At 46.7% G+C, this 14,248-nt stretch carries 11 protein-coding genes; 10 read left to right on the top strand and 1 reads right to left on the bottom strand.

The window, feature by feature from the left end; genetic code table 11:
• Positions 1–214 precede the first annotated feature (214 nt).
• The 7 genes from WA407_RS21215 to WA407_RS21185 all read left to right on the top strand — a co-directional run bounded on the left by WA407_RS21215 (position 215) and on the right by WA407_RS21185 (position 10,728).
• Positions 215–1,693, top strand: a complete 1,479-nt coding sequence (locus WA407_RS21215) for a spore germination protein (RefSeq protein ID WP_336078304.1) — start codon at positions 215–217, stop codon at positions 1,691–1,693.
• A gap of 4 nt (positions 1,694–1,697) precedes the next feature.
• Positions 1,698–2,852 carry a Ger(x)C family spore germination protein gene (locus tag WA407_RS21210; RefSeq protein ID WP_336078303.1) on the top strand — a complete coding sequence of 385 codons (1,155 nt, stop codon included), beginning with the start codon at positions 1,698–1,700 and terminating at the stop codon, positions 2,850–2,852.
• Positions 2,853–2,869: 17 nt separating this feature from the next.
• On the top strand, positions 2,870–3,970 hold the full coding sequence (locus WA407_RS21205) for a GerAB/ArcD/ProY family transporter (protein ID WP_336078302.1): 1,101 nt from the start codon (positions 2,870–2,872) through the stop codon (positions 3,968–3,970).
• A 187-nt stretch (positions 3,971–4,157) separates the two neighbouring features.
• On the top strand, positions 4,158–5,813 hold the full coding sequence (locus WA407_RS21200) for an SWIM zinc finger family protein (protein ID WP_336078301.1): 1,656 nt from the start codon (positions 4,158–4,160) through the stop codon (positions 5,811–5,813).
• Positions 5,810–8,773 (top strand): DEAD/DEAH box helicase, encoded by a 2,964-nt coding sequence (locus WA407_RS21195; protein WP_336078300.1) that lies wholly within the window; start codon positions 5,810–5,812, stop codon positions 8,771–8,773. The genes WA407_RS21200 and WA407_RS21195 overlap by 4 nt, the downstream gene beginning before the upstream one ends.
• Positions 8,774–8,920: 147 nt before the next feature.
• A complete protein-coding gene (locus tag WA407_RS21190) occupies positions 8,921–9,265 on the top strand; it encodes a hypothetical protein (protein ID WP_069290836.1) in 345 nt (114 codons plus the stop codon).
• Between the two features lie 102 nt (positions 9,266–9,367).
• Positions 9,368–10,728, top strand: a protein-coding gene (locus WA407_RS21185; protein ID WP_336078299.1) for an IS3 family transposase whose coding sequence is annotated in 2 segments (ribosomal slippage) — positions 9,368–9,824 and positions 9,824–10,728 — 1,362 coding nt in all. Because the reading frame shifts where the segments join, the coding sequence is not laid out codon by codon here.
• 61 nt (positions 10,729–10,789) lie between these two features.
• Here the strand turns inward: WA407_RS21185 and WA407_RS21180 are convergent.
• On the bottom strand, positions 10,790–12,670 hold the full coding sequence (locus tag WA407_RS21180) for a S8 family peptidase (RefSeq protein ID WP_235309364.1): 1,881 nt from the start codon (positions 12,668–12,670) through the stop codon (positions 10,790–10,792).
• A 186-nt stretch (positions 12,671–12,856) separates the two neighbouring features.
• Between WA407_RS21180 and WA407_RS21175 the strand changes: the two genes are divergently transcribed.
• The 3 genes from WA407_RS21175 to WA407_RS21165 all read left to right on the top strand — a co-directional run bounded on the left by WA407_RS21175 (position 12,857) and on the right by WA407_RS21165 (position 14,215).
• A complete protein-coding gene (locus WA407_RS21175; protein ID WP_061828537.1) occupies positions 12,857–13,363 on the top strand; it encodes a YpuI family protein in 507 nt (168 codons plus the stop codon).
• 187 nt (positions 13,364–13,550) lie between these two features.
• Positions 13,551–13,778: a DUF1540 domain-containing protein gene (locus tag WA407_RS21170; RefSeq protein WP_061828536.1), complete on the top strand. Its 228-nt coding sequence runs from the start codon at positions 13,551–13,553 to the stop codon at positions 13,776–13,778.
• Positions 13,779–13,822: 44 nt separating this feature from the next.
• On the top strand, positions 13,823–14,215 hold the full coding sequence (locus tag WA407_RS21165) for a hypothetical protein (protein ID WP_235309366.1): 393 nt from the start codon (positions 13,823–13,825) through the stop codon (positions 14,213–14,215).
• The last annotated feature ends 33 nt before the right edge of the window (positions 14,216–14,248 follow it).

The raw sequence follows: 14,248 nt of genomic DNA, 5'->3' as shown, positions 1-14,248 counted from the left end.
GGGATAGAGTATCCTCGCCTCATATGTATGACCAACGACGGACACCACTGGTGTTCGTTTTTGTTTATATATACTCCAAAAAACTCCCTCTTCTTTCGCGTCTTCAGCTCCTCGATCGTCGAACACGCTAAATTACCATTTCATGAATATATATTACCATTTTACACATATTACATGTATATCGTTGATTTAAGCTTTTGAAGGAGGACGAGTCATGGCGAGATCACTCGAGGAGAAATTGGACCATCTAAAAAAGACCCTGGGTCATCTTCCTGATGTCGTCTTCAAAAAAATGGACGTGGGACAAACGGGAATTCATGTAGTGATGGTTTATCTCTCCGGTATTGCGAATACGGGCATAATTAACGAACAAATCGTTAAGCCACTCATTTTGACTGGAATCCGTGAAAACCACTCCCAAGTTAATCTAGAGAAAATAAAGGAGGAACTGATACAGCAGACGGCATTTACGATCGGTACGAAAGAAGGGGCAGACCTTGAGACATGTGTAATTGAAGTGTTATCGGGAAATACTTGTCTGCTGATCGAAGGGACCGATGAAGTTTTTTTTGCTTCTACGGGCCAGTTTCCTTCGCGAAGTGTCGATGAACCGAGCACCGAAACTTTGGTGAGAGGGCCGAGAGAAGGTTTTATTGAAGATTTGGAAAGCAACTTGGCAATGGTAAGGCGGCATATCAAAGATCTAAGTTTCAAAATAGATAAAATGACCATAGGAAGGAGATCTTCACGGAAATTAGCGATCTTGTACATATCAGATATCGCAAATCCAGAGCTAGTTCAGGAAGTTAAACAAAGAGTCGAAACGATTGATGTGGACGATGCTTCCGATACCGGGATTATTGAGCAATGGATTGAGGAACATTCATGGTCTCCGTTCCCGCAGATTCAAGCCTCTGAACGCTCGGATAAAGCTATAAATGCTTTAATGTCCGGAAGAGTTGTCATTATGCTTGATGGCACTCCTTTTGTCCTGATTGCTCCCATGACCTTCTGGATGCTGGCTCAATCCCCAGAGGATTATTACGAGCGTTTCCCTTTAGGAACATTTTTTCGTATGCTTCGTTTAATGGCTCTATTCATTGCAACATTCCTGCCTTCGCTGTACGTTGCACTTATTTCTTTCCATCCTGGATTAATCCCGCCTGAGCTGGTGATCTCTATCGTTGCCTCAAGGGAGGGAATTCCTTTTCCCGTTTTTGTGGAAGCTCTAATCATGGAGTTATCATTGGAAATATTACGCGAGGCAAGTCTGCGACTACCTAAAGGCATAGGACAAGTCATCGGTATTGTAGGCGGTCTTGTGATTGGACAAGCAGCGGTCGAGGCGACGGTCGTAAGTGCTTTTCTGATTATTGTCGTTGGTCTTACGGCCATTGCGTCCTTTGCAAGCCCGCAGTACAGCGGGAGTATTGGAATACGGCTTCTTCGTTTCCCCATTATGATGATTGCAGGGATTTATGGGCTGTATGGCGTGATTTTAGCCTTTATTTGCTTAGGCGTACACATGGTCCAGATCAAAAGCTTTGGAGTTCCTTACATGTCACCCCTAGCCCCAATTCGGCTAAGAGATCAACAAGATACTTTGGTCCGGGTTCCTTTTAAATACCTCAGAAAACGTCCTATGATGCTAAAAACACTGGACGAAACACAATCTAACAGGAAAAGGAAGTAAGCCCATGATCTCTTACATCTTTCTGTTTCGTCGAACCCTACGGGTGCAAAAATGCGTCGTCGTATGGATCGCATGTGCTCTCCTCACTGGTTGTTGGGACAGCAGAGAGATCGATAACTTGAGTATCATTCAAGGCGTCGCCATTGATACAGATGAGCAGGAAATGCTGGAGCTTACCTACCAGCATTTAATAGCGCAGAAATCCAGAAAAAATATGTATAGTAACGTAACAACCTTTAACAAAAATTCCATTCAATCTGCTTCAAGGGAACAGGCCAAGCTGGTATCCCGTGCTCCTTTATATAGTTTTATTCGCTTGATTTTGATTAGTGACCAAGCTATACAAAAAACAAGAATCGACCAATTGTTAGATACGTTTACTCGCTCTTATAAACCGAGTCGAAAATCACTTGTTATGATCGTTAAAGGCAGTGCGAAAGAAGCGCTCAATAAGATCGGCAAACATAAAGAGATACCTTCCATTGACCTTGAAGCATTGGCTAAAAATAGCGATTTCAACTCCAAAATACCCTATAGAATAACATTGGGGGAAATTTCTACACATATTTCACAAGGATCTGACTTCGTCATTCAATGCCTAGAAACCAATGAAGGCAACCACTTCTCAGGCGCAGCTTTGGTCAGCGGCAAAACGAAGAAATTTGCTTATTGGCTAGACGAAGAGGATGTTATCGGGATCAACTGGATGCTGGGAAAAACGAAGGGTTCAATTATTAGAACTGAAGGCCCAAAATCGGAACAATCCATGGTGTTTGAAGTCGAAGATGTCCATACAAAACTTATCCCCCACCTCAACGGGCAGGATCTCTCATTCACAGTTCGTATTAAAGCAGATATCAAACTAAACGAAAGCTCGGATAATTCTGTAGACTTCCTGAAGGAATCATTCATCCAAACCGCTAAAGAAGCGGCGCAAGATGAAATCAGACAAACAGTATCCCTATCGTTAAACACGCTCCAGAAAGAAATGAGAGCAGATGTAGTCGGTTTTGGCACAAAAGTAAAAGTGAACTATCCCGATTACTGGGATCGGGTAAAGGAAAATTGGCAAGATACATTCAGTCAAATACCGATCGACGTTCAGGCTAAAGTACAGATCGAACGGACAGGTGCTTATACAAAAGGAGAGGGCGCGTAATGTCCAATATACCTTCCATGAAACAGGAAAAAATATCTACTCTGCAAGCCTTATTTACCGTCACTTCGACCGTGTATGCTGTGGGTATTGTCAGTTTACCAAGAACCATTGCGGAGCAGACGCAAACGCCCGACGTGTGGCAGGGACTTTTGCTGGCAAGTCTGCTTGGGATAGGCGTCATTTTTATCCATGTTAAATTGTGTCGACGATTTCCAGGGAAGACGTTCTATGAGTTTAATCCTGTGATCGCAGGTAAATTCATCGGCCAAATCATCAATATCGCATTTATTGTATATTGCATGATGATCTGCTCGCTTGTATGCAGAATGATGGCGGAATTCCTCAAGGGCCTTGCATTGGAGAGAACGCCAATAAGCATGATTATTTTTCCGTTTCTTCTGCTTATTGGGTATTTGACCTGGGGTGGTCTCCATGCAATGGTTCGATTGATCGAGCTTTTTTTTCCTTTAACCCTTATTGTTTTTTTATTGCTGATCATTCTTAATATCAACCATTTTAATCTTGATAATCTGCGCCCTGTTTTCCATAAAGGATGGCGTCCGATCTTCGAATCCCTTAAGGTTATACCTTTCTCGACATTGGGATTTGAATCCATCCTTATATTGACTAATGTAATGGCCAAACCAAAACATGCATGGAAAGCAGGGTGGATCGGCTACTCGGTTGCAATGGGCTTGTATCTCTTAATGGTAACGATGGTCGTGGGCTGTATGTCAGTTGAAGAAGTTTCCCGATTACAATGGCCGGTCGTTTCTTTTGCACAGCAAATTGAATTCCCTGGCGCATTCCTAGAACGATTTGAAATATTATTTATCATTTTGTGGACGATCAAAATTTTCATGACCGCCTCAAATTATTATTTCTATATTGTAACGGGAATCAGCCAACTCACCCAAAAGTGGAACAGATATATCTGTTTTCTCCCGTTAATTTTGATATTTTCCCTGAGCATGTATCCTCAAAACTTTATCGAGATAGGCAATTTTGATAAAATATCAGGTTATTTTGGAATTATTATAGCCGCGGCAGTACCCTCCGTGCTTCTGGTTATATCTATGCTCTTGCATCGAAAAGGCACTCCCGATGAGAAAGAATGAGAATGCCTCTCTTCCCGATGATTCCCCCCACCTTACGCTATAGTGTAAGGTTCTTTCACTTTTACCCGGCGGATCTTCTTCGAAATTTTCCAACTCTCCCTCCACTCAATTTATATTCGTGAACTGATATAATGGAAGAGTTGAGCTACTACCTGATCAACTATTCTCTCTTAGGAGACTAATGCATATGAAACCAACCTATCTTATGGATGATATACAGTGGCAACAGCTTATTCAAAACGTGGCTGACCATTTTAATGATGTGACGATCAAACGAGGTTTCCAGTATTTTAAGCAAGGAAAGGTAAAAGAATTCGCAATGCCTGATGCCGATCATATTGCAGCTGTCGTGGATGGAAGCGAGCTATACGAGGTGGATCTCCACTTGAGTGCTTTTGCTGCCAGCAGATGTACATGCCCTGTCCACACCAACTGCAAGCATATGATCGCCGTACTACTGAATTACGCGAATGAACAGGAACGTTCTGTACATGCTTTAGTGAACGCTCATTCGGCGAAATTCACCCGATTGGCGGCAAAAGCTGACACGCGTACCACACCTCCTTCCCGGTCGAATCTTTCACCGGATCACAAGGAAGCAACAAGAAACGCTCTCAGTAAAACAGCAAGCAAGATACCAGACATGCCCATTTCAGAGTGGCATGATCTGTTCGATCAGTGTATCGCCCTTAACCGTGTGAACACACAAAATTCCCAATATGTCCAAAGCGCTTTAGCCTCGATCTATGCTGTGAAGCCACCGCTTTCACCCGGCATGCAACAGCTATACGGACTGCATGCTCATCTGCGTGTGCTGGAAAAGCTGGTGCCTCAGTCTCCCATGCAGGGCTATCCCTCTCATACCTATATGGGGTATTACACGCAAATCGCCGCCGATGAGCTTAAAGAAGCTATCGAGCGTGATTTTGAAAGCCCGCTGGAGCTGACCGATGAACCGATGCAAGAAGTCCGTATCGCAGAAACCTTAGCCTATTTGCGCCGAAAAATGCTGACAGAATCGCGTAACGGTACTTATTTTTCAGACACGTATTATCAGTTTTGGCTGAACTGGATGCACCCCGAAAGACAGGACTCCAGCATATATACGGAGGAATTACAACATTTACAGGCGGCTGAGGAGGATCTCGGCACAACTTTAGCACGGCTTCCATGGATGTTGGCTCGTAGCTGGATGCATATTTACCAATCGCAGGATAATGAAGCCTGGGTACTTCTTCAGGAAGCGGAACGAGCTTTTCCACTAAAAATCTCTTCCAACCAATTGCTTTTGTTCTTACAGGCGTTGCGTAAAGCCGAGGATTGGGCACGTCTCAAGGACGGACTGCAGCATATCGGTCCCCTGCTTCACAGTCATCGGGATGACCATTTACAGGATTATATGCATGATTGGGATGTGGTTTTGCAGCACCTTCCAGAAGCGGAGCAGGACATGTGGGACACGCTGGTGGGTATGCTTCCATTTGCCGGAGGAATGTATGAAGAGGCGCTCCTTGCCCACGAAAAATGGCGGCCATGGATCGACTATCAGCTAAGCATACGCAGTGAACCATTGAGTTTTCGAGTGAGCGTGTTACAGCCCATTGAAAAGAACGCGCCTGAGTTACTACTCCCCTTTTACCATCAAGCGGTAGAACGTTATGTGCTAGAAAAAAACAGGGCCAGCTATAAAGCAGCAGTCAAGCTGTTAAAGCGACTGTTCAAGCTGTACAAGAAAATGAAGCAAGAATCACGCTGGGAGCTGTTCTTCACGACCTTCACCAGCCGTCATAGCCGCCTGCGGGCGCTACAGGAGGAATTGCGGAAAGGGAAATTGTTATCATGAGTCAATATACCGAAACGATTACCGTGCATATCCAATTAACTACCTATGGAGACGCGCTGATCTATGGCGATTCCTCCATGAACTATAGCATTTCCGGCCAAATTCTGAAGCAGCGTTTGTTTGCTTGGCATGAGGCTTCGTTTTATGGCACCGAGCTGGAGATTCAACATGTTCAAGACACGGATATTATCCTGCTGCCTTCGGAGCAGGTGATTCCTTTTCTGGCAGAGCGCGAGCTTCTAAAGCATATCGAATGGATCTGGGACGAGGCCCATGCCCCGTGGCTTCGGCTGATCCCTTTACTTGCTCACTGTATTGAAGCGAAAGCATATGTGCCCAGCTTCACGGCATTCCAGGCAGGGAAGCTGCAATGGATGTGGGATGCGGAAGCACTGGAAAACATCCAACCGGCAGAGCTTGCTTTGCTAGGCAGCTTGGAGAAGGACGAGCAGGATGGGCTGATAGCGGCGTTCTCGGCTGCCGTATTTCAGCGCTGGTACGGCACCGAAGCGGAAGCCGCCGATTTGCGAAGAGAATATCCGATTCTCTTCGCTCCCAACCGCTCGGCCGCGGCGGGTCTAGACGCGCGGGCCTGGCTCATCGCCATCGGCTGGAAAGCCGATACCGCGCCATTTCGGCCGCTTCTGCAACTGCTGGAGCCAGAGCTGGAGGACGATGAACCGTCCTGGCAGCTCAAGCTTGTGTTGCAGGACAAGCAAGACCCAGCGTTGCTGGTGTCTGTACAGCTCGCCGATGATGGGTACGCATCCGGCTCATGGCCCGATGCCTGGACAGCACATGTCCGTGAGCGCTCAGCCGGGTGGCTAGAACGCTTGACCTCGATTTTGCCTGCCGGGCAGCGTGCCGGAAGCCGCGATGACGTGCTGAATCGCCCGCTCTCCGACGAAGCGGCGTGGCAATTTCTGACGACCGACAGCCAACGTCTGCTAGAAAGCGGTTGGCAAGTGCTGCTCCCGGCTTGGTGGGAGGCAGCTACCCGCAAGAAGCCGAAGCTGCGGGCCAAGGTACGCCCAGGCGAAGGGGCGGGAGAGCGCACGAAGGGCAGCTCGCTGTTCGGACTGGACTCGATTGTCCAGTTCGATTGGCGTGTTGCCATTGGCGATGCCGATCTGAGCGAGTCGGAATTCGCCGAGCTGGTCGCTCGCAACGAGCGCTTGGTGCGCTTCCGCGGGCAATGGATCGCGCTCGACCCCGCGCTGCTGGCGCAGATCCGCCGGGCCATGGCCGGGATCGACAGCGCTCAGGGATTGTCCTTTCAGGACATCCTGCAGCTACATCTGCTCGGCAACGCCGACGAGCCTGAAGGAGACGCCTCGGGCGAGCAGCCGGAAGATGCGGCACGCTTTCGACTGGAAGTCGAGCTGAATGCCCATCTGCTGAAGCTGATCAGCCAGCTCGGACGGCAGTCGGAATGGCCTGCATTGGACGTGCCGGACGGGCTGCAAGCCGAGCTGCGGACGTATCAGCGGGACGGGTATGCATGGCTTGCCTTTTTACGGCGTTTTGGACTGGGTGCCTGTCTCGCCGATGACATGGGGCTCGGTAAAACAGTGCAGTTTATTACTTATTTACTGCACCTACAGGATATTGCCGCCGAGACGGGCGTCCGTTCCAGCTCGCTGCTGATTTGCCCGACTTCGGTGCTGGGCAACTGGCAGAAGGAACTCAGCCGCTTCGCCCCTTCGCTGAGGGTGATGCTGCACTATGGAAGCAAGCGGGAGCAGGGAGACTTGTTCCGCGAAGAAGTCGAGCAGGCCGATGTCATCCTGACCTCCTTCGCTACGGCAACCCTGGATCAAGAGCTGCTACAAAGCATGACTTGGGATTCAGTCTGCCTGGATGAAGCGCAAAACATTAAAAATGCGCAAACCAAGCAATCCACAGCCGTGCGCAGCTTTCCTGCACGTCATCGGATCGCGTTGACCGGGACACCTATTGAAAATCGGTTGTCCGAGCTATGGTCCATTTATGATTTTATCAACCCAGGTTATCTGGGTAGCTCACGCGCCTTTAGCAATCGCTTCATTAATGCTATTGAGAAGGAACATAACGAGCAGCGCACGTTAGATTTGCAAAAGCTGGTTCAGCCCTTCATGCTGCGACGCAAGAAGAAGGACCCAGCTATACAGCTTGATTTGCCTGACAAGAATGAGATGAAAACGTACATTCATCTGACCTCGGAGCAGGGCGCGCTCTATGACCAGATTGTCAAAGAGTTGATGGAACGGATGCAGAAGCTGGAAGGGATTGAACGGAAAGGGGCCATTTTATCCGCCCTTACCCAGTTGAAGCAGCTTTGTGACCATCCTGCCCTCTTAACGAAGGAGGCGCTCCCAGATACCGCGGATTCCGGTTATAGTCAGTCCGATCTTGAAGCGGTCATTAGCCGTTCATCCAAGCTGGAGCGCATTCTGGCTATGGTCAAGGAACTGCGGGAGGAGGGCGAGCGCTGCCTTATTTTTACACAGTATATTGGTATGGGGCAGATGCTCCAGCGGGTACTCGCTCAGGAGCTGCAAGAGCCTGTGCTCTATCTGAACGGCAGCACATCCAAAACGGCCCGTGACCGAATGATTGATCAATTCCAATCTCACACGCTCCCCCCTGCCGAGCAGCCATCCGTGTTTATTTTGTCGCTCAAAGCCGGAGGGGTAGGTCTGAATCTAACGGCCGCCAACCACGTCTTTCACTTTGATCGCTGGTGGAACCCAGCTGTTGAAAATCAAGCCACAGACCGAGCCTACCGGATGGGACAAACGAAGGATGTACAGGTGCACAAATTTATCTCGTTGGGCACGCTGGAGGAACGCATTGATGAAATGCTGGAAAGCAAGCAGCAGCTTAGCGACCAGATCATAACCAGTACCGAGGGCTGGATTACTGAGCTGTCTACAGACGCGTTAAAAGACCTCTTTACGCTACGGCGCGATTGGGCATGATGAGGTCCCGAATCGAACGATAATGTACATGGAGTGTCATTTTGAGTTCGGTATATACCTATTTATAAGAAGTCGTAGTTTATAACACAATCCAAAACTCCTTTGTGTGCATTTACTATCTCATCACAACAAAGGAGTTGATTTGAAGTGGCCATTCGTCCTCCGCAAACATTGAAATCTACGGGCAGAAAGGTTCCTGTTACGAGATATCGCAATGTGAGCCCTACACAAACTCTGCGCCGTTTTACAGTCATTTGGGCTAACAATGATGGTGTGCCTTTTAACACGTCTGGATTTTTCGCAACACTGCGCCGTTTAGATGGAACCTTTGTGCAAGCTGCAGGCTTCGACCGCTTTGGTACTGCCCGATTCAGCAGAGTCCGCACACCTACGAACCAGCCTTATATTCTGCGTACTTTTAGAGATGATGGAGTATTATTCCGCGTTAGATCCGTACCTGCTGGCGTATCCTCGTTTGTCGTTATTGGTTAAGTTCGTACCGAACGCAGCCTAGACGTAGTTAACAAAAAAAGCAGCCAGCAACTGAACTGCACCCCATTTGTTAGACACGACTAACAATGGAGGTGCAGTTTTTTGCCTAAATTCAGTTTAGATGAGAAATTGGAGGCCATTCGTAGGTATCAGCGTGGTACTGAGGGAGTCAAAAGCATTGCACAATCATTAGGGATGAATCATGAAGCTTTACGTATGTGGATTAGGCAATACGAATCTCACGGGGTAAAAGCTTTTGAAAAAACCTATACAGCTTACTCCACGGCATATAAACTAGACGTACTCAACTATATGAACGAGAATGGGACGTCTCCGAATGAAGCAGCTGTCATTTTCAAAATTTCTTCACCTGGAGTCATTAGGAAATGGCGTAGTCAATTCAATGAACATGGAATAGACGCCCTGAATTCAAAGAAAAAGGGGCGTCCACGCATGACAGATAAGAATAAAAACCTCACAAAGAAGCAAGAACCTGCCAAGGATTCAATGGAGGCTCTACAAGCTGAATTAGAACGTTTGCGTATGGAAAACGCCTATTTAAAAAAGTTGAATGCCTTAGTTCAAAACAAGGAAAAATCACCAAACAAGACAAAGCACAAGTCGTCTATGAATTAAGGCATGAGTTCCCGGTGGTTGCATTACTAAAGCTCGCAGAAGTCAAACGTAGCACCTTTTATTATTGGGTCAAACAGTTGGGTAAGCCAGATCCAGACGCGGGTCTGAAACTCCTTATCCAATCTATTTACGAGGAACATCAGGGGCGCTATGGCTATCGTCGTATCCGTGACGAACTATTTAATCGGGGGCGCCGAGTTAATCATAAGAAAGTGCAGCGTATTATGGTCGAATTAGGCTTGAAATCGGTAGTGCGTATGAAGAAATATCGTTCCTATAAGGGATCAGTGGGTAAAGTTGCACCCCATGTACTCGATCGTAATTTTCATTCAGGCAAGCCAAACGAGAAATGGGTTACCGATATTACGGAATTTAAGCTGTTTGGAGAAAAGCTTTATGTATCCCCTGTTTTAGACTTGTTTAACGGTGAAATAATCACCTACACAGTAGGGGCTCGCCCCACTTATTCCTTAGTCTCCGAGATGCTGAATGAGGCATTTAAACGCTTATCCGAAAAGGATAAACTGCTCCTGCATTCGGATCAAGGTTGGCACTACCAGATGAAGCAGTATCAACACGCTTTAAAGAAACAAGGAATTACCCAGAGCATGTCTCGTAAAGGAAATTGTTACGATAACGCTGTAATGGAAAACTTCTTTGGCATCATGAAGTCGGAGTTTCTTTATCTAAATAAGTTTGAAAGTGTAGATCACTTCAAGCAAGAACTAGAGCAGTACATTAATTACTACAATCACAAGCGCATCAAGTCAAAATTAAAAGGTATGAGCCCGGTACAATACCGAGCTCATGCCCAACTGGTTGCATAAAAATAGTTGTCTAACTTTAAGGGGTCACTTCATACATGGCTGCTTTTTTCTAATAGGAATCTTACGTTTCCAGTTTCTTTAATATAGATTTTAACTTGTCACTTAAATGCTGTGGATAGAATTGCAAAGGAACATATGGACGTTGTGCTGCTTTCAACGCTTTATACACGTCAATTTGACCATACCCGAAATATTTGTCATGCCCTGGTGTGCCCAAGTCAATTACGCTGCTTCTCATTAATTCCATTACCTCTTTGTTGGTCAGATCGGGGTTAATGGATCGAATCAGTGCAGCAAGCGCTGATACATGGGGACTGGCCATGGAAGTGCCTGACAGTGCAGCATATTGATTTCCTGGGTACGTACTGGCGATACTTGCACCTGGAGCCATGACGTCTACATAATCTCCATAGTTAGAAAAGGATGCACGGTGCATAGAAGAATCTGTAGCGGAAACGGCAAATACTTCTGGATACGCTGCTGGATAGCCAGGTCGTTCCGTATTGTCATTACCTGTAGCTGCAACTAATACGACATCTTTATCATAGGCGTATTTGATCGCATCATGCAAAAATTCAGCTTGTGCGTAATTGCCCAGACTCAAATTGATGACCTTGGCCCCATGATCAGCTGCCCATATAATACCTTCTGCAACCGAGTAAGTCGTACCGGAGCCAGATTGGTCAAGAACCTTAATCGGCATGACTTTGTTGTACCATGTCATGCCAGCGACCCCCTCACCATTATTCACGAGGGCAGAAATGATGCCAGCGACGTGCGTTCCGTGACCGACGTCATCATAAGGTTTTTCAGACGGGTTTACCACGTTATGACCTGAAAGGATTTGACCTTTTAGGTCAGGGTGATCCAAATCTACTCCCGTATCTATGACAGCAACAATTACGTCCTTGCTGCCTTTGCTTAATTTCCAACCCCGGTTGGTTTCCGTAGCCGGCAGATTCCATTGATAGCGGGAAAAGAGCAGATCATTGGGGATAGAGCTGTCCGCTTGGATAGGTGTTTTCTCATTGGTTAGATACATATAGTGAGGCTCAGTATAAAGCGGATTCCACTTTCTCGAAAAATATTCCTTTAGCTCCTTGAAGTTCATCTTATCCGAATGAAATACATAGGTATAACCAAGCTTGCGGCCTGGCGCACAGTGTAAATCTGCTGCAATTTCCTGCAGTTGTCGGGAATCAGGATTATGACGGAAGCGAACGACAATTTCGTTTTCGAAATAATGGCTTGCATTTTCGTTGTCGTGGCCCGTCTTGACAGTAATATCGTGCAATGTGTCGGGATGTACGGATTCGATTTTGTAGCTGCCTTCTTTTGGATAGGGAATCAAACGCAAATTCTTCTGCTGATGCTTCTCCACGTCTCGCAATACTTGCTGACTGACTAGGGCAGCAACGCCACATGTTCCGTCAGCCGATGGTTCTGCCATGACAAAATATTTACCGCCTTCAGCCTGAAATGCAGCAGATTCGTAGGATTTATTTTGCATGACGGAACGACGAGCCGCGGCCAAGCTGCTTTTAATTTGGGGATGACTCAGCAGACGAGTTTGTGATTTACTGCCCGTATATGTGTTCGTGTTCCCGTCGCGTGTGTGAATCCACTGTAACGTATGAAGATGACTGTGTGATTGCTGAAGCGTGCGGGTAAACTGCCTTTTCTGATCAGCAGTTTTACCATCAAGCTCCCGCATCACGTATTGAATATCCTGCCTTGCATCCATGCGTGTGAGGGTATCCGTAGCGGACAGGTCCAAAGCCAACATTCCTTTTTTGAGCTGCTTCTCTTGCTGTGGCACCATCTTGGCCGTATATTCCGGCTGCGGTGTATGGCGGTGATCACGGGAAGGCAGCATCAGTGTGATGAGAAGCACCCCGGCAGCTGCTCCGAGCAGGGGTTTTAACCATTTTCGCCGAGACATGGGACCGTCCTCCTTGAGTATTCATAAATTTATGGTTTAGCGTGAGGAGGTTGGCATGTTTTTATACCTTTCAATGCTCATTTGTGGTAGGATAAATACTGAAAATTACAGCTCTTTCGGTTAGAAGGGACTATTTTCGGGTAATCAAATTGATGAACAAGCAACAAATAAGGGGGAGCTGCCTTGATGTCAGCAGTCAACGTACAAAAATTATGTGAGTCGGCGCAGGAGAGACTGAAAACTGCCGTGAAACGGGTGGAAACATTCCTCAATGAGCATGCTCTGCCACAACTTGCTGCAGATGGCAATGAGGAGTCCGTGCTTTTTTACAAAGGCCTTTTGTCGGATCTCCGTCATGTCCTTGTTTTTTCCGAAGTATCTTATGAAAAGCTGGGTGTGGCTTTACGCCGTGCCAATTTTGACGTCGATTTTGCGGAAAAGGCATTGTATAACGTTTACCATGACTGCGTGAACAGCTTTTTTTATCCCAAAAATGAATCTTACGCAGAGGATGGACGCTATGCGTATACAGGACAAGATGCTATTCGTTTCCGTAAAACGCCAGTGCCAGCCGCTCGCGAAGTGATCATGGACATTACGAAAAATTTTGAAGAATTGCGTGATGATCTGACTTATTATGAAAGTGACTATTTGACTCAGCGCCGGATGCAGACTCGACGTACTCATGCCTAAAGCATTCAACGGGGAAGATCATTTCTAATCAAAAACTAAAACAAGACAAGCAAGCCGTTTTCTACTTGCTTCCTGCCATTTTGGAGGAGGTGAAGGAAGCGGCTTTTTTCGTATGTCACCAACTGCCATATACCATGAACGCATAGGTGCAGGGGGACGGGGGGACAATGAATCCGAGGTGATGATCATGAGCCAAGAGGCCAAGCCAATCGTTAAGTGTAGCGTAGCCAATTGCCATTATTGGGGAGAAAACAACTTTTGCAAGGCGGATTTGATCATGATTGAAGTTGATGGTCATGCCGGTAAGAAATTTAAAGAAGAATATGCGGGAGAAAGCTTCAGTTCAGAAGAACGTGATAAGGCTGCCACGTCAGCCGCAACCTGTTGCCACACTTTTAAGCCGAAGTCCGTGTAAATTTTATTACGCGATTCATTTCGCATTTGGAGGTGCAGTTTATTATGGAAGATCATGAAAATGACAAGCATCAGAGTAAAGAGCATGTTAGCCGCGAACGTGTAGATTACCCCCGTCACATTCATGAACGATCTGCCAAGCGCCGTAATGATCGTGAGGAATATGCAGCAGAGGTTGCTCCCGGCTCAGCTGTGACTCGACATGAGGTTAAGGGTCAAGAGCAGGTTATAAACAATAGTGGTCGTATTTCTGGCTATATTGGGCTAGCTGCAGGAATTGCCTCATTGTTTATGTGGTCAATTGTGCTGGGGCCTATTGCTGCAGTTTTAGGTTTTTTTGCTTATGTGAATGGCAGCAAAACGACCGGCATTTGGTCGATTGGTCTGGGGGCGCTAGCGACATTGAGTTATTTTGCTTTTATCCCGTTCGTTCGTTGACCCTACTGGAGAACAAGCTCAGTTTTCTTTTGT

It is taken from the genome of Paenibacillus sp. 203 (assembly GCF_037027525.1).
Taxonomy (GTDB): Bacteria; Bacillota; Bacilli; order Paenibacillales; family Paenibacillaceae; genus Paenibacillus; species Paenibacillus polymyxa_B.
Note: the sequence above shows the minus strand (reverse complement) of the source record. Positions and strands in the feature narration are given on the sequence as shown.